21 protein-coding genes and 2 pseudogenes are annotated in these 24,783 nt (G+C 65.1%); 14 read left to right on the top strand and 9 right to left on the bottom strand.

The features are described from left to right. Positions 1–161 (bottom strand): transposase (locus tag CRO07_RS15415; protein ID WP_141400065.1); only part of this gene is annotated, 161 nt, incomplete at its 3' end. Between the two features lie 289 nt (positions 162–450). On the opposite strand from CRO07_RS15415, the pseudogene CRO07_RS15410 reads away from it, so the two are divergent. Further along, positions 451–719 (top strand): annotated as a pseudogene (locus tag CRO07_RS15410) (transposase); the annotation flags it as partial. Between the two features lie 58 nt (positions 720–777). Here CRO07_RS15410 and CRO07_RS19180 read toward each other — a convergent pair. From CRO07_RS19180 to CRO07_RS15395, 3 genes and pseudogenes are all read right to left on the bottom strand, one after another. Further along, positions 778–1,235: pseudogene (locus tag CRO07_RS19180) on the bottom strand (integrase). Positions 1,236–1,313: 78 nt separating this feature from the next. Next, positions 1,314–2,942 (bottom strand): methyl-accepting chemotaxis protein, encoded by a 1,629-nt coding sequence (locus CRO07_RS15400; protein ID WP_141400081.1) that lies wholly within the window; start codon positions 2,940–2,942, stop codon positions 1,314–1,316. A gap of 137 nt (positions 2,943–3,079) precedes the next feature. Beyond that, the gene (locus CRO07_RS15395) at positions 3,080–3,394 is read right to left on the bottom strand and encodes a transposase (RefSeq protein WP_235841037.1); all 315 of its coding nucleotides are present in this window, start codon (positions 3,392–3,394) and stop codon (positions 3,080–3,082) included. A 541-nt stretch (positions 3,395–3,935) separates the two neighbouring features. On the opposite strand from CRO07_RS15395, the gene CRO07_RS15390 reads away from it, so the two are divergent. From CRO07_RS15390 to CRO07_RS18465, 3 genes are all read left to right on the top strand, one after another. Continuing rightward, positions 3,936–6,101 (top strand): esterase-like activity of phytase family protein, encoded by a 2,166-nt coding sequence (locus CRO07_RS15390; protein WP_097031552.1) that lies wholly within the window; start codon positions 3,936–3,938, stop codon positions 6,099–6,101. A gap of 120 nt (positions 6,102–6,221) precedes the next feature. Beyond that, a complete protein-coding gene (locus tag CRO07_RS18775; protein WP_176504595.1) occupies positions 6,222–6,362 on the top strand; it encodes a hypothetical protein in 141 nt (46 codons plus the stop codon). 93 nt (positions 6,363–6,455) lie between these two features. Then, positions 6,456–6,728 (top strand): SDR family NAD(P)-dependent oxidoreductase, encoded by a 273-nt coding sequence (locus CRO07_RS18465; RefSeq protein ID WP_141400080.1) that lies wholly within the window; start codon positions 6,456–6,458, stop codon positions 6,726–6,728. Positions 6,729–7,214: 486 nt separating this feature from the next. On the opposite strand, the gene gdhA is transcribed toward CRO07_RS18465, so the two are convergent. Further along, on the bottom strand, positions 7,215–8,570 hold the full coding sequence (gdhA, locus tag CRO07_RS15380; RefSeq protein WP_097031551.1) for an NADP-specific glutamate dehydrogenase: 1,356 nt from the start codon (positions 8,568–8,570) through the stop codon (positions 7,215–7,217). Positions 8,571–9,160: 590 nt separating this feature from the next. On the opposite strand from gdhA, the gene rsgA reads away from it, so the two are divergent. From rsgA to CRO07_RS15360, 4 genes are all read left to right on the top strand, one after another. Next, positions 9,161–10,201: a ribosome small subunit-dependent GTPase A gene (gene rsgA / locus CRO07_RS15375; protein WP_097031550.1), complete on the top strand. Its 1,041-nt coding sequence runs from the start codon at positions 9,161–9,163 to the stop codon at positions 10,199–10,201. An 848-nt stretch (positions 10,202–11,049) separates the two neighbouring features. Beyond that, complete coding sequence (locus tag CRO07_RS18770; RefSeq protein ID WP_176504594.1) at positions 11,050–11,292, top strand: PqqD family protein; 243 nt, start codon at positions 11,050–11,052, stop codon at positions 11,290–11,292. Next, the gene (locus CRO07_RS15365; protein WP_097031548.1) at positions 11,289–12,404 is read left to right on the top strand and encodes a radical SAM protein; all 1,116 of its coding nucleotides are present in this window, start codon (positions 11,289–11,291) and stop codon (positions 12,402–12,404) included. Before CRO07_RS18770 ends, CRO07_RS15365 begins: the two co-directional genes overlap by 4 nt. Before the next feature lie 225 nt (positions 12,405–12,629). Beyond that, on the top strand, positions 12,630–13,106 hold the full coding sequence (locus tag CRO07_RS15360) for a hypothetical protein (protein ID WP_141400079.1): 477 nt from the start codon (positions 12,630–12,632) through the stop codon (positions 13,104–13,106). 365 nt (positions 13,107–13,471) lie between these two features. Here CRO07_RS15360 and CRO07_RS18460 read toward each other — a convergent pair whose 3' ends face one another. Continuing rightward, positions 13,472–13,729 carry a hypothetical protein gene (locus tag CRO07_RS18460; RefSeq protein WP_141400078.1) on the bottom strand — a complete coding sequence of 86 codons (258 nt, stop codon included), beginning with the start codon at positions 13,727–13,729 and terminating at the stop codon, positions 13,472–13,474. 99 nt (positions 13,730–13,828) lie between these two features. Here CRO07_RS18460 and CRO07_RS18455 point away from each other — a divergent pair, with 99 nt between their 5' ends. The 4 genes from CRO07_RS18455 (at position 13,829) to CRO07_RS15335 (ending at position 17,878) form a co-directional block, all read left to right on the top strand. Then, on the top strand, positions 13,829–14,278 hold the full coding sequence (locus CRO07_RS18455) for a hypothetical protein (RefSeq protein ID WP_141400077.1): 450 nt from the start codon (positions 13,829–13,831) through the stop codon (positions 14,276–14,278). 227 nt (positions 14,279–14,505) lie between these two features. Beyond that, positions 14,506–15,750 carry an ATP-grasp domain-containing protein gene (locus tag CRO07_RS15350; RefSeq protein WP_204840028.1) on the top strand — a complete coding sequence of 415 codons (1,245 nt, stop codon included), beginning with the start codon at positions 14,506–14,508 and terminating at the stop codon, positions 15,748–15,750. Between the two features lie 173 nt (positions 15,751–15,923). After that, entirely contained in the window at positions 15,924–16,808 is an 885-nt protein-coding gene (locus CRO07_RS15345) for a GNAT family N-acetyltransferase (protein ID WP_204840027.1), read from the top strand. A gap of 407 nt (positions 16,809–17,215) precedes the next feature. Then, a complete protein-coding gene (locus tag CRO07_RS15335) occupies positions 17,216–17,878 on the top strand; it encodes a trimeric intracellular cation channel family protein (RefSeq protein ID WP_097031542.1) in 663 nt (220 codons plus the stop codon). 68 nt (positions 17,879–17,946) lie between these two features. Here the strand turns inward: CRO07_RS15335 and CRO07_RS15330 are convergent, their stop codons facing one another. Together CRO07_RS15330 and CRO07_RS15325 are read right to left on the bottom strand one after the other, a co-directional pair. Continuing rightward, complete coding sequence (locus CRO07_RS15330) at positions 17,947–19,104, bottom strand: amidohydrolase (protein WP_176504592.1); 1,158 nt, start codon at positions 19,102–19,104, stop codon at positions 17,947–17,949. Positions 19,105–19,150: 46 nt separating this feature from the next. Continuing rightward, the gene (locus CRO07_RS15325) at positions 19,151–20,617 is read right to left on the bottom strand and encodes an MFS transporter (protein WP_097031557.1); all 1,467 of its coding nucleotides are present in this window, start codon (positions 20,615–20,617) and stop codon (positions 19,151–19,153) included. 378 nt (positions 20,618–20,995) lie between these two features. On the opposite strand from CRO07_RS15325, the gene CRO07_RS15320 reads away from it, so the two are divergent. Further along, entirely contained in the window at positions 20,996–21,523 is a 528-nt protein-coding gene (locus CRO07_RS15320; RefSeq protein WP_097031541.1) for a MarR family winged helix-turn-helix transcriptional regulator, read from the top strand. Positions 21,524–21,710: 187 nt separating this feature from the next. On the opposite strand, the gene CRO07_RS15315 is transcribed toward CRO07_RS15320, so the two are convergent. Further along, entirely contained in the window at positions 21,711–23,495 is a 1,785-nt protein-coding gene (locus tag CRO07_RS15315; protein ID WP_097031556.1) for an ABC transporter ATP-binding protein, read from the bottom strand. 239 nt (positions 23,496–23,734) lie between these two features. On the opposite strand from CRO07_RS15315, the gene CRO07_RS15310 reads away from it, so the two are divergent. Continuing rightward, positions 23,735–24,724, top strand: coding sequence for a glycosyltransferase family 2 protein (locus tag CRO07_RS15310; protein WP_097031540.1), 990 nt, complete (start codon positions 23,735–23,737; stop codon positions 24,722–24,724). Positions 24,725–24,783: the final 59 nt, after the last annotated feature.

Here is a 24,783-nt window from a genome sequence, read left to right as displayed (position 1 = left end):
GTCTCGCCAGTGGCCGCCTTCGCGAACTTGCGCTTCCACGCATAGAGCGAATGCAGGCTGACCCCGAGCCGCTCCGAAACCTCCTTGATCGGGTAGCCCCGCTCCGTGATCTGCGCGACCGCGTCACGCTTGAACTCGTCCGTGAAATTGCCTGTGCCCATCATGGCCTCCTTGCCTCAAAGTTAGCGAAGAAGGCGTCCAGGAAACATGGGGCTATTCACCCGGGACATGTACCGCTGCTGCAAAGTCCGCGGCAGTTCAATTGTGCACATCGTCCGTGGCGATCAGCTGCAATCTGGCCGCCGTTTTTCTAGGAGGCGCCCCCCTTCACGACGAGTTCGGAAAGCAGATCAGGCCTGGTGGGATCCGTGAGGAATGATCCGCAATCAACCTGGCGGCCGACATTGCCTGTCGAGATCGTTGCGGCAAGTCTGGATGTCCGGTGCGGGGATCCTGTTCTTCGGCTTCGATCCGGCGATCCGCAAGATCATCTACACAACGAATGCCATCGAGAGCCTGAACCGCGTGATCCGGAAGCCGATCAAGACGCGCGGCTCCTTCCCGACGGATGAGGCCGCAACCAAGCTGATCTACCTCGCCATCCGCAACCTCGAGAATGATGGTCGGAATGTCCGGGAATGGTTTGCGGCCCGCATCAGTTCGCCATAATCTTCATCTTCATCTTCATCTTCATCTTCGGCGAACGCTTCGACGCTTGAGTATCCCAAACCGCATGGACCGGCCGGATACACAAAGTTCAGGACACTCCCGACCGTGCTAGAGGACGATCCCTTCCGACAGTGACAGCGCGTCGTCCGGATCGACGCCGAGGTAGCGCACCGTGCTGTCCATCTTCGTGTGACCCAGCAGGAGCTGGACCGCCCACAGATTGCCCGTCTTCTTGTAGATCTGCGCAACCTTCGTCCGGCGGAGATCATCTCGGGGTTATTGATCCACCGATCGAGCGACAGGCGGGGGGTCTCGGTGATCTCGAACCGCACCGGCTTGTGCGTCTTGCTCTGCGTCACCGAGGCACGCTCCTTGACGCAGCCAGCGGCGTAGACGTCGTTGACCCTCAGGCGGACCAGATCGCAGCCTCTCAGCTTGCCGTCGATGGCCATGTTGCAGAGCGCAAGGTCACGATTGTTGTCGGCCATCTCGAGCCGGACGCGGACCCGATGCACGTCGTGGGCTGCCTCGATCAGCGGGCCGATCGGCCGCGCCTCGCAGAGCATCAGCGCATGGATCATTGCCCGGCCCTCCTGCCCGCAGCGGACGTGGTGCGGGCAATCTCACGCAATCCGGACGCCGCATCAGCCCAAGCTGAGTGACGGAAGACCGCCCGGGGCCGGAGCGGGCAGCGCATCCTTGGCCAGAGGGGCGCACTCCAGCGTAAAGAAGCCCGCGCGTTCATTCAGCATGACGGCCTGCGCCGACAGTTCCTCGGCGGTTCCCGACATCTGGTTGGCGGCGGCCGCGTTCTGTTGGGTCACCTGGTCCAGCTGCTGGATCGCCTTGTTGATCTGCTCGGATCCCAAGTTCTGCTCGCGACAGGCGGTCGAGATTTCACCCACCAGGTCGGCGGTGCGCTGGATATCCGGCACCAAATCCTGCAGCATCCGCCCAGCCTCCTCCGAGATGCTCAACGTCGAGCCCGACAGCGCGCCGATCTCGGTCGAGGCCTGCTGCGAGCGTTCGGCCAGCTTGCGCACCTCTGAGGCTACCACGGCAAAGCCCTTGCCATGCTGGCCCGCGCGGGCGGCCTCGATGGCGGCGTTCAGCGCCAACAGGTCGGTTTGGCGCGCGATTTCCTGCACGATCTGGATCTTGTCGGCAATTGTGCGCATGGCATCAACCGCATTGGCGACGGCCTGGCCGCTTTTCTCAGCGTTGGCGCTCGCCTTGCCGGCAATCTTCTCGGTCTCGGCGGCGTTTTCAGCGTTCTGGCGGATGTTAGCGAACATCTGCTCCATCGCGGCAGAGGCCTCCTCGGTGGCGGCCGCCTGCTCGGTCGAGCCTTGGCTGAGTTGCTCAGCCGTCGACGACAACTGCTGTGAGCCCGAGGCGACCTGACCCGAGCTGGAGACTACATCCCCCACGGTCTGACGCAGGGTCAGCGTCATCGTCTGCATCGCCCGCATCAGATCACCAATCTCGTCGCCCCGCTTTGTCGGGGGGAGGATGGTCTCCAGGCGTCCGTCGGCCAATCGCTGCATGGCCTGCGTCATGACCTCGACCGCCCGCGACACGGAACGGGCCCCCAGCCAGACGACAATAAAAGCCACGACCAGAAGGCCGAGGGTTATCGCGGCTGCCAGAGTTTGATCGTCTGCCAAAATTTCATTAATTCTGTCAATAGGCACGCCCGCATAAAGAACGCCGTGGATTCGTCCCGAATCATCAAAAACGGGCACATATACCGTCAGGTATTCCATTCCCAAGATGTTGGCCTGACCAGCGTAGGGTTCGCCGCGCAACATGGCAGCATGGGCGAGACCGGTTGGATCAAGAGCCGTTCCCACGGCCCGCGTGCCGTCAGGGCGCATGACGTTGGTCGTCATCCGAATAAACTGATTCTTTGCAACATCGAGCCTAAAGATCGTCGCGGTTTTCCCGGTTTGATCACCAACCGATTCAACCAGATCATGCTTTTCGAAATCGGGAATATTGTTCCAGACCGCCCGCGATATCACGCCATCAACTGAAATCTCATGATGGAAATCGGGGAACTTTGCCCCAATATTTGTTGCAAGCACCCGGAGCGTAATACGCTGCATCTCCTGGGCATTCTCGATCAGGTTGCTTCTTTGCGTAATACTAAGCGCGGTAACCAGCGTCACTGCGAGCAGAACCATCGGGATCAAATTAGTTAATGTGATCTTCTGTCTGAGAGACAGGCGAAGATTCAGTACCGACAACATCGAGCTCCATTCATGGATCAAGCTTGGATCTTAACTTTGGCCAATTCACTTGGCGTTACAGGCAACCTGGGCTCTGATGATGTGACCGCCCCCCGACGGCATCGAGGTACCAAGGTGGGTCTGCGACAAACCAGAGAGGAGAGCGGTCCTGTCGGGGATTACCAAGGTCGGGCGACGGGTGGCATCAACACCAAGCTGCATGCGTGGCCGATTCCGACGGGCGCCCCATCCGTTCCCTGAAGGTTCTTCAGTTGCTTTTCGTACTGTTCGCCGATATCGAGCGGGTTAGCCCGGAGCGCATCCTCCATCCCTCTCTTGGTGTTCTCGATCCAACCCTCGATCTCGGACGGCGGGAGAGCATGGGTCTGGCTGGCCTCCGCCACCGTCGTCTTGCACGGGATGATCTCCACCACGCGCGCCGTCGTGCGCTTCGCCGTCCAGCGTTTAAGCGGGTCGTCCATCATCACACTCATCACTACCTTATTCCTTGTAGCATGCGCCGATTTTCACTGGATCGATGCAGAGGTAGTTTCGGCCAGTCTTTTCGTTTCGGATGGCGACCTTTCGAAGGTGTTTGGAGGGTGCTGCAGGGCATTGATGATGTGACCGCCCCCCCGACGGCATGAATGTGCCAAGGTGGGTCTGCGACGATCCACAGAGGAGGCTGAGCGCCACGCGGATCCCCTCCTGCCCGCGAACTCCCGAACGTGCGAATGATCGGGTGTTTTCACGGGAGTGGCCATATTCCGGCTTCCGCCGGTCGATGCGCCGGGCACGGGCCGAAGTCTTCGAAACCCGACCGGCGCCAACAAGGTCAGCACCCGGCGTTGTCCGTCTTCAAGCCCCTCCGCAAATTGCCGGCCGTGTTGCGGGTCGGGGCGCTGTGCAGCGAAGCCCCCCGCCGGCCAATCACGCTCACCGGGCCGCGCAGGATCTGACGTTCCCGCGGCCTTGTCATGCGGACGTCACCAGAAGCGGCGAATGGTCGGGCATCTCTGTGATACAGGACGTCCGATGCCCTACAAACTTGCTGCCATGACCTCTGTCCTTGCTCTCGGCGTCGCCTTGCCCGCGGCCGCCGAGATCAGCTTCAACCGAATTGCAAGCTTTGCCACGACCCGGAACATGGCCGATGGCGAAGACCACGGCCGAACCTCGTCGGCCGAGATCGTCTCGGCTTCCGAGGACGGGCTGACGCTGGTCTACACCGACAGCCCGCTGCGGGCGATCGGGCTGATCGACATCACCGATCCGGCGGCGCCGAAGCCTTTGGGCACCATCGACATGGGCGGCGAGCCGACGACGGCGGTGATCCTTGGCGGCCGGGTCTTTGCCGCCGTCAACACCTCGGAAAGCCTGGCCGCGCCCTCGGGCAAGCTGGTGACGGTGGATATTGCCAGCCGCAGGGAAGTGGCCAGTTGCGATCTGGGCGGGCAGCCGGATTCGGTCGCCAAGGCGCCAGACGGGTCGTTCCTGGCCATCGCCATCGAGAACGAGCGCGACGAGGATGTGAACGACGGCGCGCTGCCGCAGATGCCGGCGGGCTATGTGGTGAAGCTGCCGATTCGTGACGGTGCGGCCGATTGCGCCGCCCTGCAAAAGATCGACCTGACCGGCCTTGCCGCCATCGCCCCGGAAGATCCCGAACCCGAGTTCGTCTCGGTCAACGCGGTGGGCGAGATCGCCGTCACCCTGCAAGAGAACAACGAGATCGTGGTGATCGGTGCCGATGGCGCGATCAGCCATTTCCCTGCCGGCGCCGTCGACCTGGTCGGCATCGACACGAAGAAGAACGGCGCCCTGGATTTCACCGGCAGCCAGCCGGGCCGCCTGCGCGAGCCTGACGGCATCAAATGGATCGACACCGACCATTTCGCCAGCGCCAACGAAGGCGACTGGAAGGGCGGCGCGCGCGGCTGGACCATCTTCCGCAAGGACGGCACCGTTGTGTGGGAGTCGGGCGCAAGCCTTGAACGCGCCATCGCCGCGATCGGCCATTACCCCGAGCACCGTTCAGGATCGAAAGGGGTCGAGATCGAGTCGGTCGAGGTCGCGACGTTTGACGGCACGCCCATGGCTTTCGTCGCCTCGGAACGCGCCTCTGTCGTTGCGGTCTATGACCTGAGCGACCTGTCCAACCCGAAGCTTCTGCAACTGCTGCCCTCGGGGGTTTCGCCGGAAGGGCTGGTGGCGATTCCATCGCGCAACCTGCTGGTGACCGCGAACGAGGCCGACCTGCGCGAGGATGGCCTTGCCCCGGCGCATGTGATGATCTTTGATCGTGCCGAGGGCGCCCCGGCCTATCCGATGATCACCTCGGACGGGTCCGATCCGCTGATCGGCTGGGGCGCGCTGTCCGGCCTTGCCGCCGGCGAAAGGGCGGGGGAACTGTTCGCCGTGTCCGACAGCGTCTTCGGCATGGCCCCGACAATCTACCGGATCGACGCCACGCAAAAGCCCGCGCGGATCGTGGACAGCCTGCCGGTCCTGCGCGCGGGTCAGCCGGCGCAGAAGCTGGATCTGGAAGGCATCGCGCTGGATGGCCAGGGTGGCTTCTGGCTTGCCTCCGAGGGGCGCAGTGACAAGCTGGTTCCGCATGCGATTTACCATGTGGATGGCAAAGGCGAGATCACGGAAGAGATCGCACTTCCCGCCGGGCTGCTGTCGGGCGAAACGCGCTTTGGCTTCGAGGGGATCGCCCGCGCAGGCGACGTGCTCTGGATGGCGGTTCAGCGCGAATGGACGGACGATCCCAGAGGTCAGGTGAAGCTTCTGGCCTATGACACCGCGGCCGAAAGCTGGGGCGCGGTGCGCTATCCGCTGGATGCGCCGACCGAAGGCGCCTGGATGGGCCTGTCCGAGATCACGTTTCAGGGCGACTGGGCCTATCTGATCGAGCGCGACAACCAGATCGCTGACAAGGCGGCGGTGAAGATGCTGACCCGCGTCGCGCTGGCCGACCTGAAGCCCGCGCCGCTGGGGGGCGATCTTCCCCTTGTCACGAAAGAGGTGGTGCGCGACCTGATCCCCGACCTTCAGGCACTGAACGGCTATGTGGTGGACAAGGTCGAGGGCTTTGCCATTGATGCCGCCGGCGAAGGCTGGGTCGTGACCGACAACGACGGCACCGACGACAGTTCGGGCGAGACGCTGTTCCGGTCGGTCGGCAAGATCGAGTGACCGCCGCACAAGGCGCCGCTGCAAGACCCACGCCGGAGCCCTTTCCGGCGTGGCCTTCGCCACGCTGACGAACGCCGTGACGCGCAGGATCTGGCGCCGAACCGCAAGGCAGGGTGGAAGGTGGCGCGACGGCTTGACAACCGACGGGGGCGCCGCTGCAATCGGCAGACAGGCTCGGCGCGGCGGGTGCTTCAGGAGGTGGACGCCCGCGCCATCGACCGCGTGGCCCGGCTGGTCGTCAGTCTCGGACGGATGCTCTGAGCCGTCTGACAAGGTGCCCAATTTGGGCAGGCGCCCCGTTTCCCACGACAAGGCGTCGCTTTTCTCCTCTGCCTGATGAACGGGGGATTTGCCATGCTGGACATGAACAGGTTTCGCCTTGACGGCCGGACGGTGATCGTCACCGGCGGCCAAGCGGGGATCGGGTCCGCGATCGCGCAGCTTTTCGCGACGGCGGGGGCGGCGGTTGTGGTGTCGGACCTGAACGGGGATACGGGCAAAGGCCGTGGCCAGCGCGATCCCCAAGGCCACCGCATCCGCCTGAACCTTAAGCCGACCAAGCGTCTCGACCTGTTCCTGCACCGCCCAGACCATTCTGGCCACCGCCCCGGGGCGGCCGTGATCTGAACGGCATCCGGCCACCCGTCGCTTTCGGTGCGGGAACCAAGCCGATCGGGCGGGGAATGCGGCCTGTCACGCCCGGGCCTTGATGGCACCACCTGACTGGTGACGACCGGCCCGGCCTGGCGGATACTGCCCGGGTGGCAGCCGAGACAGAACCCGCTGGTTTTGTTGAAGACAACGCAGACCCACGCGCTTGCGCGAACGTCCGCTTTCGCCAATCCGTGCCGGGCGACCATATCGCCGTCCCGCAGGTCAAGCATCCGGTATCCGTCCTTTTTCCGAACCCGGCCCGTCTTTTCCAGCGCGTTCGGTTTGCGCGCGAAACCGTGCGCCGCAATCGGGATGGAGCGCGCGACATGGCCGGCAAGACCGTGGCCATGTCGCGCGGCGCATCGCGTCCTGCGTCTTGTCGGGTGTCCGGATCGGCGCAGCTCGTCTGCGCCGTGACCTGTGGGGGCGGGCCCCACAGGTCACGGCGTCGCTGATCGTTCAGATCACGCCCAACATCCGCATCGCCTCGGCGACCCGGACGAAACCGGCGATGTTGGCGCCCAGCACATAATCGCCCGGTGCACCGTATTCCTCGGCGGTTTCGTGACAGGTGTCGTGGATATTGCGCATGATCGTCGCCAGCCGTTCTTCGGTCTTTTCAAAGCTCCAGCTGTCGCGGCTGGCGTTCTGCTGCATCTCGAGCGCCGAGGTGGCCACGCCGCCCGCATTGGCGGCCTTGCCGGGCGCAAAGAGGACACCGGCTTCCTGGAAGATCCGCACCGCCTCGGGGGTCGAGGGCATGTTGGCGCCTTCACCCACCGCGATCACGCCGTTCGCGACCAGCGCGCGGGCGCCCTTGCCGGACAGTTCGTTCTGCGTGGCCGAGGGCATGGCCACCTGACACGGGACGTCCCAGATCGACCCCTTGTCAGAGGGGATGAAATGCACCTGCGAACCGCGACGGCGCGCGTATTCCGAGATACGCTCGCGCCGGACGTTCTTGACCTCTTTCAGCAGGTCGAGGTCGATACCAGCATCGTCCACCACATAGCCGCTCGAGTCGGAGCAGGCGATGACCTTGCCGCCGAACGACTGGACCTTCTCGATGGTGTAGATCGCCACGTTGCCAGAGCCGGAGACGGTGACCGTCTTGCCGTCGAAATCCGTGCCACGCTTTTGTAGCATCGCCTGCACGAAATAGGTGTTGCCATAGCCCGTCGCCTCGGTCCGGGCGCGCGAACCGCCGTAAGCCAGCGCCTTGCCGGTGAAGACGCCGGCCTCGAAGCGGTTGTTCAGACGCTTGTACTGGCCGAACATATAGCCGATCTCGCGCCCGCCCACGCCGATATCCCCCGCCGGCACGTCGGTCTGGTCGCCCAGATGGCGGTGCAGTTCGGTCATCAGCGACTGACAGAAGCGCATGATCTCGCCATCGGACCGACCCTTGGGGTCGAAATCCGAACCGCCCTTGCCGCCGCCGATCGGCATTCCGGTCAGGGCATTCTTGAAGGTCTGTTCGAAGCCGAGGAACTTGATGATCCCGACATTGACCGAAGGATGGAACCGCATCCCGCCCTTGTAGGGGCCAAGAGCCGAGTTGAACTGCACGCGGAAGCCGCGATTGATCTGGACCTTGCCATGATCATCCACCCACGGGATGCGGAAGATGATCTGCCGCTCTGGCTCGCAGATCCGCTCGATCAGTGCAAGGTCCAGGTAATGCGGATGCTTCGCCACCACGCGGCCAAGGCTTTCCAGCACCTCATGCACCGCCTGATGAAACTCTGGCTCTCCGGCATTGCGCCGGACCACTTCCGCAAAGATAGGCTGTAACTTTTCGTCAATACCCGTCATGGCTTTTCCTTTGTCAACTTTCCGCCAGCCAATACCGCATAAACCATGAGCGTTGAAGGTGACATGTGCCAAAATTTTGACCACTAATAGAAGCGGGCCGTGGGTGCGGTCAGTGAACCGGCTGCCCGCAAGCGGTGAACCATCCAGCGGCCGAGACGGGCGGGGCCTTGCCCATGACGGCGGCAATGTCGCGCACCCGCGGGCCTTGACGCACAGGACACAAAGTCCGCTTTCGGGGCCGCGCGGGGGGATGCGATCGACGGGGCCGGCAAGACCCTCGCCCCCGGGATCAGAGGGGCGTAAGGAAAAGAGGCAAAGGGCGCGGCCTCGTGACGGGGAGCACTGTTGCCATTCTGGCGCGGACCGTGCCCCTTTGCCAGCCGCGCGCCCAAGCCGCCTTGGACCGCCGCACCCGAGGTTGTAACATGCCCCACGACCGTCGCAACCACAGCCCAAGGAGAGGACATGTCAGAGCTTGCATCCCTTCGGGCCGGGGCCGTCTGAGCGGGACACCCGCCGCCGCCCCGCCCGCCTGAACGTCACCGGCGCCCCCGGCGCCTGTTCTTCAGTGTCCATGCGAGGGCTATTCCTTGACCCCATCCTTCACGCTCGCCGATCTCGGCTGGGCTTCCGACTTCCTGCGCCAGCTCGACCTTCAGGAACTGGCGGCCACCCCCTGCCGCATCGCGGCCGTCCACCGCAGCCGTGTCGAGGCGCTTTCGGCCGCCGGCCCGCTGTCGCTGACACCGCCTTCCGGCGTCTCCACCGGCGAGATCGCCGTGGGCGACTGGGCGCTCTGCGACGGCACGCGGCTGCTGCGCCTTCTTGACCGCCGAAGCAGCCTATCGCGCCGCGCGGCGGGCACCGGGGCGGCGCGGCAACTGATCGCCGCGAATGTCGACACGCTGTTCGTCGTCACCTCCTGCAACGCCGACTTCAATCCGGCGCGGCTGGAACGCTACCTTGCGCTTGCCCACTCGGCCGGGGTCGAGGCGGTGATCCTGCTGACCAAGGCGGATCTTGCGCCCGACCCCGAGGCATGGCGCGCGCGGGCCGAGGCGGTTGACCGCCGCGTTGCCGTGCAACTGATCGACGCCACCGCGCCCGAGGTCGCCGTTTCGCTTGCCGACTGGTGCCGCAAGGGGCAGACGGTCGCGCTGGCGGGATCTTCGGGCGTCGGCAAGACCACGCTTGCCAATGCGCTGACCGGCGCGGCCGAGGCCACGGCGCCGATCCGCGACGACGACGCCAAGGGGCGCCACACCACGACGGGCCGCCACCTGCGCCCCATCACGGGCGGAGGCTGGCTGATCGACACGCCCGGCATGCGCGAGTTGCGCCTGACCGACGCGAAAGACGGCATCGCCACGGTCTTCGACGACATCGACGCTCTGGCGCGGGCCTGCCGCTTTGCCAACTGCCTTCACCTGCAAGAGCCGGGCTGCGCGGTGCAGGCAGCCCTGACCGACGGACGGCTTGATCCCGGCCGCCTCGCCCGGTGGGAGAAGCTCCGGCGCGAGGACCGGCACAACTCGGCAACGCTGGCCGAGGCGCACGCCCGCGACCGCGCTTTCGGCCGCATGGTCCGCGAGGTGCTGCGCGACAAGAACCGCCGTCGCGGCGACAGTTGACAATCGGGCTGCGGGCGGCTGCATCGCCCGCAGTCCCTTCACGGCCTGCGCGGTTGACAGCGCCCCCCGTCGGGCGATGCCGGCCCCGTATCATCCGGATGGCCTCATCGCCCGCCATCTTGCCCCGTCGGCGGTCATAAGACGTTCTGGTTTCGGGACAGCCGGGCCGGCGGCGGATGCATCGGCCCGGCGGACGGGTTCCCGAAATGCGGGTTTGCACGGTCATGCCTTTCCGGCCTTGCGCCGAGGCGATGACAGCGCCGGCAAGAACCGGAGGTCTGACAAAACGGAACGTCTGGCCCCTGCGCCCGGCCGGCAGGTGCGACGATCCGCGACATTGACCGATCGTGCGGCCGGATGCAGCACTTGGCTACCCTCGCATCCATTGTGCGGGATCTTCGGCACCCGGCAGATCGGCGGGACAGTCAGGACAAACCCTTCCGCGAGCGATCTGTTCATGATCCGGCTTCCAGGAGAACGTCCATGAACGTTGCATGTGCGCCCACCAGAACACCGCTTGAAAGCAGACTGCCCTACGCCACTCCGACTGTCCGGGTCTCGGAGATCCTGGCTGGAAGCGAGTCCGCCTCGAACGGCAATTATCCAAGTCCCAACGAGCCCTGCGACTGCGGCCAGCCACAACCCCCCGGCAATTATCCCAGCCCGAACAGCCCCTGCGACTGCAAATAGGGTTGGGCGCACCGCGCCGGCATCACATCGCCCGGCATCTTGATTGCCCGCGCCGCGACATTCGCCCTGCACGCCGCGTCAGCGGGGCGAATGTCGGTTGCCGTCCGGGCGCATCGTCGATCGGAGGAACGGCCATCAGACAGCAGGACGGTTTTCGGGTGCGCAGCATCGGCAGCGATCACCTTCTTGTTCCTCTCGGGGCCCGCACCCGCGAGGTCAGGGGCCTTGTGGTTCTGAACGAACCGGCCCGGTTCATGTGGGATCTTCTGGCCGAGGAATGCTGCGTCGAGGATCTGGCGGCGGCGCTGACGGCCCGGTTCAATGTGAACGCCGACCGCGCGCGTGCGGATGCCGCTGCCTTTGTCGAGGAAATCTCGCAGATCGGGTTGCTTCGGCCATGAGCCCGCACCCCGAAGGCCATGTCACGATGGTCAAGGCCCTGCAACGGCGGGCAGCGGGGCTGCGTCAGCCGGTCAGCGGCCTGTTCGAACTGACCGAACGCTGCAACCTTGCCTGCGGGATGTGCTATGTGCGCCAGCCTGCCAACGATGCGGCCCACCGCGCCCGTGAACTTCCCGCGGCCGACTGGGTGTCCCTGGCGCAAGAGGCCGCGGATGCTGGCATGATCTTTCTCTTGCTGACCGGAGGCGAGGTCTTCCTGCGGCGCGACTTCTTCGACATCTACGCACCTTTGACGCGGATGGGGCTGATCCTTACACTTTTCACCAACGGCACGCGGGTCACCGACCGGATCGCGGCACGCCTGGCCGAGGCACCGCCGCAGATGACCCAGATCACCCTTTACGGGGCAAGTGCGGCAACCTACGGCGCGGTGACGGGCGTGCCCGAGGCGTTCGACCACTGCCGCGCGGGCATCGAGGCGCTGCTGCGCCATGGGGTTCCGCTGGAACTCAAGACGACGATCACGCGGCAGAACCGGGACGATCTCGAACCGATGCGGCAGATGGCGCGCGACTGGGGACTGTCGCTGGCGGCGAACTGGATGCTCATGCAGCGGCGCGACGGGGCGGCCTGCGGCGCCGAAGAGTGCCGGCTTTCGCCGCAGGATTGTGCGGCACTTGCCGCCATCGAACGCCCCGGCACGCTTGCGGCCATGTCGGCGACGGGTTCCGGCAACCTGTCCGGGGATAGCGCGTGCTTTGCCTGTCAGGTCGGAAAATCCTCGTTTGCGATCAACTCTTTCGGCAGGATGCTGCCCTGCCTGAATCTTGACCGGCCGGCCCTTGAGCCGCGCGAGACCGGCTTTTCAATGGCGTGGCGGCAGCTTCAGAGCCATGTGGATGCCGCACCCCCGGTCGATCCGGAATGTGCGTCCTGCGAAGCCGCCGCTCACTGCCCCCGCTGCCCGGCGTGGTCGGTGACCGAGACCGGCTCGCTGACGGCGCCGGCCCGTTATCTCTGCGATCTGATGCAGGCGAAACGCGATCTGGCCGCGCGGCAGGCGGAAGGGGGCGCTGTCCCGACATCGCCTGTGGCGGCCCCGGACGTATGAAGGCGTCCATCTGCGCGCCCGGGAAACCGGGTCGCAGGCCAGGGCGGGCAGCAAAGGCTGGACCATCTTCCAAAACCATCCATGACCTCACGCGGCCCATGGCTGACACCCGCCCGCCGTGGTCTGCTTCGATCTGGTGGAAGCAGACCGGCAAACGCAGGCAGCCGCGCGAAGCACCGGGACATCTGTCCACCACTCGGGCGGCAGCATGCGATCCATGATCGCATGCGCCTTTTTCTCGTCACCACAGCTGCTAAGATGAACGTGTCCCCATTTGAAGGTAAGGGCACATGTAAAGTGTCGGTTTCGGTGTCGGTTTCGGTTCCCATCCCAAAGCCCGGTCCACAGGCATGGATCGCCGCGGTCTGGACAGGTGATCCAAGGTGCTTTGGCTATCACGATTCCTTTTTTCGTGACATCGGCGCACCGAAATCGCCGCGGCCTGATCCATGGGTCATCTTGGGTGCATTCCTTGCCGTCGTCACGCTCCGCCTTATCGTGCCCGGCCCGTTCGCACGGTTTGCGGATCAGGCCGTCAAGCTGCGTCCGGCGCATCGTGCCGTCGGCAAGGGGCCTGATCCGCGCCACGCCATGGTGACCGCGGGAATGGCCGCCCTGTGCGGCAGCCGGATCGCCGCAGCGATCCGGCGCCACGGACAAGCCCGGCACGCCAGCACCATCGCCCATGCGGCGCAAGCATGAGGCGCCCGGCCCTCTCACTCGCTTTCGCGCCGGATCAGCCGTCGCCTCGCCACGCGGACATTCTTGTGGCCATGGGGAATGCGCCCCCTTGCCGTGTCCGGTTCGAAAGCGACGGCCCCCCGCTTCGGCGGTCCGGTGATGCGCTTTTGTGCCTGGGCCTTATCCCGGCGATGGAGGTCGATGCCCCGCTTCACATCAGCCCCCCGCCCGGGCCGGCGCTTGCAAATCGCGTGGGCGAGATCGTCACCCTTCTGAGGCGCTGGTATCCGGGGCTGTCGCCCCTCATCTGGTCAGCGACCGGGAACCCGTCACCACCGCCGAAAGGCCGGGGGACCGCGCTGTTCTTTTCCGGTGGGGTCGACTCTTCATATTCCCTGGACCTTGATCGCGCCCGGATCGACACGCTGATAACCCTTGTGGGCGCCGATGTTCCCGCGACCGAAACCGATCGCGTCACGCGCCTTGCCGCCACCACTCGCGCGGTGGCACAGGCGGAAGGCATGCGGCACGTCCTGATCACGACCGATATCCGCGCCGTCTTTGACAGTATGATCGGCTGGGTGGAATATCATGGTGCGGTGCTTGCCGCCGTAGCGCATATGCTTGGCGATGAAATCGGCCATGCCCTCATCGCATCTTCGGCGGATGAGGCGACATATCTCCGCCCATGGGGAACGCATCCCGACCTCGACCCGCTCTGGGGTTCAGAGACGGTGGCCTGCGTGCATCACGCGCTTGCCCCGCGGTTTTCCAAGATCGCCCGTATCCTTGACAAGCCGCATCTGATGGCGGGGCTGCGGGTCTGCGACTACGACGATGCCAATTGCGGAACCTGCCCGGATTGCGTGTTCATGCTGAATGCGCTGGCGGTTCTTGACGGGTTCGACCGCGCCCCGACCTATGACAGGGCGGACTTTGTCGACGGACGGGTGATTGCCGATGGGCGCGGGACACGGACCGATCTGCTGGATATGCGCGCGGCGGCCGTGGCCAACCGCAGGCCGACGGATCTGCCGCACGCCATCGACCGCGCCATCGCGGCGTTTGACCGTCGCGACCGGCTGACGCGGGCGCTGGCACTTGAAACGCTGCACCGAAAGTTCAAGCGATGGAAGCGGCGGCGCCGTTACCTGAGGGCTGCCGCCGCGCCTTCGGAAAACTTGCGCCGGTAGGGCCGCTTGCGGCTGGTGCTGAACCCCGAACCCGCCGTGTGATCGTGCGGCTTCCCACGGTGCCGATGGCCCCGACGGCAGGATCGTGCACGCCACCATCCTGCGCGCAAATGCAGACGACGTGGACAATCCCCTTCGCGGCGGGTCACAGCGCATTTGCCCATCGCCCCGGGGTGACGAGCGGTGCCTCCTTGGTCGATGGACAGCCCCATTCGACTCGCGATACCGTGCAACGCATGATCACGCTTGCCGAACTCGTGCCCGAAGACACCTTCATCGCGCCGCGGCTTTTGGAAGAGATGCAGCCGGGATCGCCTTTCGTCGGACAGCAGGCCGAAGCGTTGAGCGGCGCACTTCTGGCGGTTTGTGGAAGTCTGCCCATTCTGGCGCACGAGGCGGCCTCGACCGCACCGCTGCTGGATGCAATCGCAGCTTCAGGTCTTTCGCCGCCGACGGCTGTCGACCGCTTCGACAGCCGGGACGGGTATGTGGCCCGCGTCTGCGAACGGATGGCGCAGGGGGGACGCGCATGGTTCACCTGTCCCGTGCCCCTCGGTCTCTTTCCCGACGAACCGATAGTTGTGCCGCCGTCCCTGATCGCCGATCTGAACCTGCGCAGCGCGATCGACCGCTTGGTTCCGCCGGAAAACCGCACGAAGCGCCGGGTCATCGAGGGGCGGGCAGATGTTGCGCAGGCGCTGGCGGCACTGCGGCCGGGCCTTGTCGTGAAGGACGCCCGGTTGCCGTCATCCTCTGGCGGAGCCGGGGTCTGGGTTCTTCGCCGGAAGCGGCATGTCACCCGTGCCCGCACGGGTCTGGCCGGCGCGGATCGTATCGTGATCGAGGCGCGCGTTCCCTACACCGCCAATTTCTGTGTTCAATGCACCTGTGCCGGCAAGAACGAGGTCGCGTTCCTTGGTTCAAGCATGCAGCGCACAAGAGCCTCTGGCATCTACCTCGGGAACAGGTTTGACCCGGCGGCGCAGCCGTCGTCCGAGACATGCGCACTGGCCCTGACGATCGCTGCCGCAGCGGCGCAGCTTGGCTACCGCGGTATCGCGGGCTTTGATATTCTTGAACGCGAGGATGGACCGCCAGTCGCGATCGACCTCAATTTCCGTCCGAATGCCAGCACGCCATTCCTGATGGCCTTCGGTGCCCTTGGGGCAGCACGCGGATTTGATATGGCCGACCTGATCTTTGCGACATCCGACACGCCTTCCCGCGTGCTTCTCGCCCGGCTCTGGCCACTGATTCACGAAGGCTGGCTTGTCGTTCTGGGCCTTTTCGATCCGCAGGTGGCCAGCATGCCCAACGGGCCCACCAATATGCGTCTGATGGTGATGGGGCGGGATCTGAACGAGATCCAGCGCCACCGCAAGACACTTCGGCGGGCGGGGCTGGCGCTGGCAGATGAAAGACTGTCCCCCGTCCAACGCATTGCCAGGCGACTGAGAAGGTTCATGCCATGACGCTCATCCTCCGCCTGTCGACCACGCTGGACGAGGTCTCTGGCCAAGCGGACCAGTGGAACGCACTTGCGGACAGGCTCGGTGCGACGGCGATTTTCCATGACGCGGCGGCCACACTGGCAAACCTGACGGTTCAGATGGCCAAGTGCCGCGCCAGCCCGTTTGTGCTGACCGTGTTCGAGGGCGAAACGATGATCGCCGCCGCCCCCATGGTCTGGGGTCAGGGTTGGATTGGCCTTGGCGTTCTCCATTGGGCCGACAGCGACACTCCGCTTTACTCTGATCTCTTGTGCCGGCCCGACCGCGAGAAAGACGTCTTTCCGCTTCTGGCAAAAGGGCTTCTGGCGCAGCCCGGCCTTCGCAAGCTGAAGGTGGACTACGTTCCCGACGACAGCGCACTGGCGCGTTTCTGTGCCTTTCTCGGCGCAGAGCCAGGCTGTCCGGTGCCGACACCCCATATAGATCTTTCGATGGGGCCGGTCCTGGACCGCTTGTCCCCGCGGCGGCGCAAGGATTTGCGCAACTACCGCCGCAAACTTGAGGCGATGGGGCCGGTTACCTTCGAGCAACACAGAACCCCCGAAGACCTGGCGGAACTGGTGGCCTGGATTTTCCGGTTCAAGCGCAGCAAGCTGGCCGACCACGATGGCGCCAACTGGATCCAACGCCCGCAGACCGAGCACTACTTTCGTGATCTTGCGATGCGGCTGGCCGCGCAGGGTCGTGCGCTTGGCCATCGCCTGCGTGTGGGCGATCAGACCGCAGCCGCCAGCCTGACATTCCGGCGCGGGGATACGGCATTCTACTCGAAGATCGCCTACGATCCCTGTTTCGCCGCCGGCTCTCCGGGATGGCACGAGCTTCTGGCTCTTTCCGAATGCCTCAGGGCTGATGGCGTTCATCTTTTCGACCTGATGATCGGCACCGGCTTCGTCAAGGAAAAGATAGCGAGCGGCGCCAATGTCATGCGCAGCTGGCGGTTGAAGGTGAATCCGTTGACCGCTTTTCTACCCCGAACCGGATCACGGGCGTATCGTCGATCGGCGCCAGCCCCATGAACTGGTCTACAAGGCGGGCGGCCTGCGCAGGTGACGACAAAGGATCGAAGCGGCGTGACGCCGGACTTGGGGATCTCTCGGGCCATGGGCCGCAACCGGAAGCCGCGCGTCAGGCGATCATCCCCGCGCTCGTTGGCGATGCGGCCGGCGGGAAGGTGCGGATGGGTTCGAAAGCCACCCGCGCGGCACAGTGTTCGCTGCACGGGTTCGTCCGGTGCATTTACATGCACGGCGCAATCGTATCGGAACTTCGGATTTCGATTATGGACGACAATACCGCGTTTTTGTAGATAAGATCAGGTTGCTCGATCCGCGGCGGATGGTTAGATCGTTGCACAACGCTCGCATTTCGGCCCTTCTGATGCGAGCCGACAGAAGTTCCCTTTTCCCGATCCCGGAGGATTGTCGTGACCGAGTTGGAGCCCGTTCTTCCCGTACTGGTCGTGCTCGACCTGGCCTCGGCGGTGGTCTTTGCCATCACCGGCGCGCTGGTCGCCTCGCGCAAGCAGATGGACATCGTGGGCTTTCTCTGGCTCGGGATGGTGACCGGCGTCGGCGGCGGCACGCTGCGCGACCTGCTGCTGGGCGTGCCGGTGTTCTGGGTCGTGAACCCCTTGCCGGTGGCGCTCTGCCTTGGGGCGGCGGGGCTGGTGCATTTCTCGGCCCATCTCGTTCATTCGCGCTACCGGCTGCTGCTTTATCTCGACGCCTTCGGGATGGCGCTGGTCACGATCGCGGGCACGGCCAAGGGCCTGGACGCCGGGGCAAGTCCGCTTGTCGCCATGGTGATGGGGGTCATCACCGCAGCCGTTGGTGGCATCCTGCGCGATACGCTTGGGCAGGAGCCCTCGATCCTCTTGCGGCGCGAGGTTTATGTGTCGGCCTCGGCGGCAGGGTCGCTGCTGTTCATCCTTGCCCTTGCTGCGGACCTGCCTCGGCTTTGGGCGATGGGGGCGGGACTGGTCGCCGCCTTCGTCATCCGCAGCCTTGCGATCCGCTTCGACTGGGCGCTGCCCGTCTATCGCGCCCGCCCCGGCCGCACTCCGGGCGCGCACGGCGAGGTGGAATAGCGCCCACCCGGGGCATGAAACGCGAAAGGCCCGGCGGTGACGCCGGGCCTTTGCCGTATCAAAGGATGTCAGGCCAGATACCCTTGCACAAGCGCCACCCAGTAGGCCGCGCCGATCGGCAGGTTCGTCTTGTCGAACATATATTCCGGGTGGTGGACCATCTTCGTGTCGCCGTTGCCGATCAGGCAGTAGGTGCCCTTTTTCTGCTGTAGCATGAAGGCGAAATCCTCGGAGCCGAGATAGGTCGGGCCGGGGTGATGCACCACCTCTTCGCCGAAGGCCGCGCGGGCGATGGCCGCGGCGCGGGCGGTCTCGGCCGGGTCGTTGACGAGAACCGCCCCCGGCTGGCCCTCGCGGATCTCGTAGCTGCAATCATAGCATTCGGCCTGCGTGCGGGTGATCGAACGGACCTTGCCCAGAACCAGGTCGCGATCCTCGGGCGTGGTGGTGCGGATCGACAGGCGCAGCGTCGCGGTCTGCGCGATCACGTTGCCGGCGTTGCCCGACAGGAAAGCCCCCACCGTCACCACGGCGCGATGCTGCGGCGCCACGTTCCGCGCCACGATGGTCTGTAGCGCCATCACCAGCGAGGCGCCCGCCACCACCGGATCGATTGACAGTTCCGGCATCGAGCCATGGCCGCCCTTGCCGGTCAACTCGATCTCCCAGTTGTCCACCGCGGCCATCATGTCGCCATCGGCGAAATAGAACTCGCCGGGTTTCAGGCCGGGCATGTTGTGCATCCCGAAGACCGCATCCATGGGAAAGCGGGTGAACAGCCCGTCGCGGATCATGGCGGGCGCGCCCTGCATGGTTTCTTCGGCCGGCTGGAAGATCAGCCGCACCGTGCCGTTGAAGGCGCGGGTGCGGGCAAGGTGCTGCGCCGCGCCCAGAAGCATCGCGGTGTGGCCGTCGTGGCCGCAAAGATGGGCGACGCCGGGCACGGTGCTCTGGTAGGTAAGGCTGTTGACCTCCTGGATCGGCAGCGCGTCGAAATCGGCGCGCAGGCCGATCGCCTTGCCGCTGCTGCCCACGGTCATCGAGGCGACGATGCCGTGCCGGCCCACGCCGGTCTCGACCTCATAGCCCCAGCCGCGCAGCTTGTCAGCGATGAAGGCGGCGGTTTTGTCCTCGTGCATCGAAAGCTCGGGGTGGCGGTGCATGTGTTCGAACCACTCGGACATCTCGCCCTGGGCGGCTTCAAGTTCTTTCCGGATCGCAATCATGGCGAATTTCCTTGTCTGGAAGGGGGCTGCGTGCAGCCCGAAGGGGTCAGGCCTGGGCCGGCGCCTTGCGCGCGGCGGGGACGGTCAGCAGGATCGTCAGGATCGCGACGGCCACCATCAGCAGGTTGAAGCCAAGCGCGATCATCGCCGCTTCACGGGTGGCAAGGTTGTCCTGCCGGCCGACGAAGGTGATCACGCCTTCAAGCCAGCTGATGCCGTCGGTATCGGCCTTCAGCGCGGTGAAGATCGCGGCCGACAGCGCCACCCCGAACGAGCCACCCAGCGACGAGGCCATCTTGTAGATGCCCGCGCCCGCACCCGCCTGCTCGGCCGGAAGGTTGGACAGCGCGGCGTCAGTCGAGGGCGTGGCGTAGAAGGCAAGGCCAAGACCCAGCAGGATGTACGAGATCACCACGAGGATCTTGTAATCGCCAAGCATCAGGTTCGTCGGCATCAGCAGCAGGATCGACAGACCCGAGATCAGGCAACCCCAGATCATCGGCTTGCGCGCCCCGAACCGTTGCAACAGCTTTTCGCCGACCCGGATGAAAGCCACGATGGTGATCGCATAGCCAAGCGTCAGAAGACCCGCCGCCTGCGCGGTCATCGCGCCACCCATCTGCAACAGCAGCATCGAGACGATGATCGCCCCCGCGATGCCATTCAGCATGAAGTTCGAGATCGTGGCCCCGGTGTAGATCCGGTTGTCGAACAGGCGGAAGTTGACGAAGGCCTGCGGATTGCCGCTTTCGGTGCGGAAGAAGATGATGCCGAAGATCACCGCGACCGCCGTCAGGCCCAAGGTGGCCGGGCTGGTCCAGCCCATCTTGCTGGCCTGGGTCGCCACGATCTGAAGCGCCACCATCGCCAAGAGGAACGAGCCGATACCCACCACGTCAAGCTTGTAGTCGCCCTTGGTCTCGGCCTTGCTTTCGGGGGTGCCGCGCACCATGAAAAAGCCGATCAGCGCCACGACCGCCGAGATGATGAAGATGTAGCGCCAGCCGACGTTCGAGGCCATGAGCCCGCCGAAAAGCGCGGCAAAGCCCGATCCGCCCCACGACCCCATCGACCACAGGCTGATGGCACGCTGCCGCTCGGCGCCGTCCCAGTAGGTCTTCACCAGCGCAAGGCTGGCCGGCATGATGCAGGCGGCCGAGAGGCCCTGAAAGATCCGGCCCGCCATCAGGAAGGTCGAGCCCATGGCGCCGGTGGGCGCGAGACCCACAAGCAGCGATCCGATGATCGACAGGATGAACCCCCAAAGAACGACCCGGACGCGGCCGACCCGGTCGGCCAGCCCGCCGACGACGACGATGAAGATCCCTGAAAACAGCGCCGTGATCGAGACGGCGATGTTCATCAGGCTTTGCTCGATGCCCAGATCCTCGGCCATCTTCGGCGCGATGTTGAGCGTGGTCTGGGCGAACAGCCAGAAGGCCAGAACCCCCAGGATGATGCCGTACAGCAGGCGGTCGGTGCCCCTGTAGGCCGGTATGGATGAGTTACTCATCATGCTTCCCCAATGCTGAAATGCCATCCACGAAGTTTCCGGGGGGACATGGTGCCGGAAGGACAGAGGACAGGATGAACCTGCGGACGCTTCGTGTTGTGATCCCAGCCTGCCCTTGCCGCGGCATCCTGTCATTGATTGAGATCAAATTGCGTTCACAATGCAACTATTGCTGTTTGCCACTAAAGTGTCGAGCATCGAAGGGCGGACAGGCGCATCCCAGGAAAACGGCGCCAATTCCCAAGAACGCCGCGGGCGGCGCCGCAAGGTGTGCATGCTTTCGGACCCGCGGCCGGAAGAATTTGCGCGGTTCCACTGTTGCATCTTGATATCATTCGGTTAGTTCTGGCAGTTGACTGTCCCGCTTCAGGATCTGCCATGCCCTCGATGCACGCAACGGAACGCTTCACCTACCGGCTCGACGCCATCGCCCACCGCGCCATCGCGTCGAACGACGACCTGTTCGTGCGAGAGACGGGACTTACGATCCTTGAGGTGCGCCTGCTGCGGATGATCGACGACGACCCCGGCACCAGCTTCGTCGAGATCAGCCAGCGAATCGCGGTCGAGCGGACCAAGATCTCGCGGATGCTGCAACGGCTTTTGTCGATGGAGCTGATCCGCCGCGAGAACGCGCGCAACGACGCACGGAAGTTCCGGCTGTTCACGACAGAGCTGGGGCAGATGGCCCGCTCGCGGTCGGAAGTCCTGTCCGACCGGCTTGAGGCGCTTCTGCTGGCCCCGCTGCCGACCGATGAGGTGGCGCAGCTGAACGCAAGCCTCGCCCGGATCCTCGAATGGGTCAGCTCGCCTGAATATGCCCGCCGCATCGCCGAGGTCGCGGGCATTCCCTCCCCGGCTCCCGGCGACGAAACGCCGGCGGACCGCGACGCCGACGCACCCTGACGCACGCCTGCCGCTAACCGGGCCGAGGGCGGAAGCGGACGCATCATTTGCGCGACGCGGGGCCGTAATCCGCCCATCAATTCACGTCCCGGCGCCGCGGTTCACGGGACGCAAAGGGCAGCAAGCGGCGGTGTCGCGCTACTCGCGACAGGGTTCCCCCTGGGGCGCGGCTTTTGCGCGGTCGCCCTCAGGCGGGTGCGAACTGCTGTTCGTAAAGCGCGCGGAATCTGCCGTTCCGGGTCAGAAGCTGATCGAGGCTGCCGGTCTCGACGATGCGGCCACCTTCCAGATAGCAGATCAGGTCTGCCTTCAGCACGGTCGACAGCCGGTGCGCCACCACGATGGTGGTGACGCCCACGGTAATGCGGTCCAGCGCGTCGCGCACCATTGCCTCGGAATGACTGTCGAGCGCGCTGGTGGCTTCGTCCAGCAGCAGGATCGGCGCCTGCCGCAGCACCGCCCGCGCGATGGCCAGACGCTGGCGCTGGCCGCCCGACAGGAAGGCGCCGTTCTCGCCGATCGGCGTGTCATACCCTTGCGGCAGGGTCTGGATGAATTCGTCGGCATGGGCGATGCGGGCGGCCTTGTGCACCTCGTCGTCGGTGGCATTGGGCCGCACGAGACGCAGGTTCTCCATCACCGTGGCCGAGAACAGGAACGTATCCTGCCCGACATAGGCGATCTTGCGCCGCAGCGAGGCGGCGGTGGCCTGCCGCAGGTCGCAGCCATCCAGGGTGATGCGGCCCTCGTCGGGGTCGTAAAGCCGCAGGATCAGGTTCAGCAGCGTGGACTTGCCCCCGCCCGAGGGGCCGACCAGCGCCGTCGTCCGCCCGGTCGGAAAATCAAGCGTGATCCCGTCGATCACCGCCTTGCCGCGGGGATAGCCGAAGCGCACGCCCTCCAGTTTCAGCGCCCCCGGCCCGTCGGGCAGGTCCACCGCATCGGGCGGATCGATCATCATGCGCGGCTGGTCGAGAAGGTCATACATCATCTGCACCCCCTTCATGCCACGTTCGATCGAAACCCGCATCTTTGACAGCCGCTTGGCCGGTTCATAGGCCATGAGGAACGCGGTGACGAAGGACATCAACTGCCCCGGCGTGCCCACCGACTGGCCGAAAACGCTGACCGCGCTCAGCATCACCACCCCCGCGATCGCAAGCCCGGTCAGCGTGTCCATCAGCGGCGTGGTCGCGGCCTCCAGTCGGGCCATCTTGTTGATGCGCTTTTCCACCCGGCGCACGGCGTTTTCCATACGCAGGGCCATCCGCCGTTCCAGCGCGAAGGCCTTGATGACCCGCACCCCGGTGGCGGTTTCCTGCACCACCTTGATGATCTCGGCCTGGCCCGACAGTTCCTGTGCGGTCAGCGCGCGGACCCGGGCCAGGATCTTCTGGATGAAGAACAGCGCGACCGGCCCGACCACCAGACAGACCAGCGACAGCACAGGCTGCTGATAGACCATCACCCCCACCAGCCCCAGCAGCGTCAGGGCATCGCGCACGAAGCCGGTCACGATGGTGTCGATCACCTTGCGCGCCCGCTGCGCGCTTTGCGTCACCCGCACCAGCACATTCGATGAGTCGGTGGTGCTGAAATAGTTCAGACCCTGTTCCAGCAGCCGGTTGTAAAGCTGGATCTGCTTTTCCGCCACGATGCTGCTGCCGGCCTTGGTCATCAGCACCATCTGCGCGAACGAGGCGGCGCCCTTCATGAAAAAGACCACCGCCACCGCCGCCGCGACAAGGAAGATGCGGCCGCGGTTCTCGCTGTCGTTCATCGAATCCACGATCGCGCCCATGACCCAGGCCGTCATCGCCGTCGAGACCGCCACCAGCACCATGGCAACGATGGCCGCCAGATACTTGCCCCGATGCTGCGGAACGCTTTCGCGCAGCAGCCGCCACAGCAGGCTTCGCGGTGCCCGACCATGGGGCCCGTTCTGAAGGGCCTGTCGTCCCCGTCTGGTCATCCGCATGTCCCTCTGGCCGGCTTGTGTCGTCGGCGGACCTCCTAGCAGCTTGTCCGCAAGGCGTCGACTGCTCTACCCGCCTGCCAGCCTGCGGGCGGCCAGATGCTGCTGTTGCCGCTTTCGTCAACGCGACGGGTTTCACAACCCTCACGGGCAAGTTATGAGGACATGGGCTTTTGACGGCTCTCCCCCGGTGGGGGGACCGGGCACCTGCCCGGCAATCGGACGAGATGACGTATATGACCAGTAATCCAGCCAGAAACCGACACCTGACCATCGTCGTGGCGACCCTGACCCGGCAACGGCCGACGATGTTGCAGGCGCTTTTGCTGTCATGGGGGCGGATGGTCCTGCCGCCGGACTGCACCCTGCGCTGCCTTGTGGTCGAGAACGACAGCGCCGAGAATTCCCGCCAGATGGTCGAGACCTGCCGGATGCCCAACGGCGCGGCCCTGGCCTATGTTCTGGAACCCGAACTCGGCATTCCCTTCGCGCGCAACCGCGCCGCACGCGAGGCGATCGCGGGGGGCGCCGACCTTCTGGCCTTCGTGGACGACGACGAGGAAGTGGCCCCCGACTGGCTGGACCGTCTGGTGGCGGGCTATCGGAGATCGGATGCGGTGCTGATCGGGGCGCCCTTGCGCATCGGCCCGCTGACCGATCCGGCGGCGCGCTGGTCGGAACGGCTGATGCACCGAAGCCTTTCGGCGCGCTACCTGCGCAAAGAGGCCCGCGCGGCACGCCGCGCCGATCTGCCGGGCTGCCCGGGGGTGACGGTTGTCACCAACAACTGGCTGGCCGAGACGGGGCTGTTCACCGAACATGGCCTGTGGTTCGACGAGACCATGCGCTTTACCGGCGGCTCGGATGCAAAATTCTGCGCCGATGCCCGCGCGGCCGGACTAAGGGTGGGCTGGGTGACGGATGCCTTCGTCCATGAGACTGTCCCGCCCGAGCGCCTGTCGTTCCTTTACCAGTTCCGCCGCGGTCGCGACCAGTCGAACACCCATTTCCTGCGCCGGATCGCGAAAAGGCCGGCTTCGCGCTTTGGCGTGCTGGTCAGCGTGCCACTGCGGGCAGTGCTGGTCATGGCCCTGATCCTTGCGCTGCCGCTGACCCGGGGGCGGACCTATGTCGATGTCGCGCGCAGCGCGGGCTGGATCGTGGGGCGACTGTCGGCACTGGCGGGCCGGCGGTCGGCTCTTTATTCTCAAGTAACGGGGAATTGAGATCCAGCCACGGCGCCCCGTGCGGCCGAAGCCACAAAGGAAAGTTGAACGTTGTCCAC

The sequence above is a fragment of the Cereibacter ovatus genome (assembly GCF_900207575.1).
Lineage (GTDB): Bacteria > Pseudomonadota > Alphaproteobacteria > Rhodobacterales > Rhodobacteraceae > Cereibacter_A > Cereibacter_A ovatus.
The sequence above is the reverse complement of the archived record's forward strand: the minus strand, read 5'-3'. Positions and strand labels throughout refer to the sequence as shown.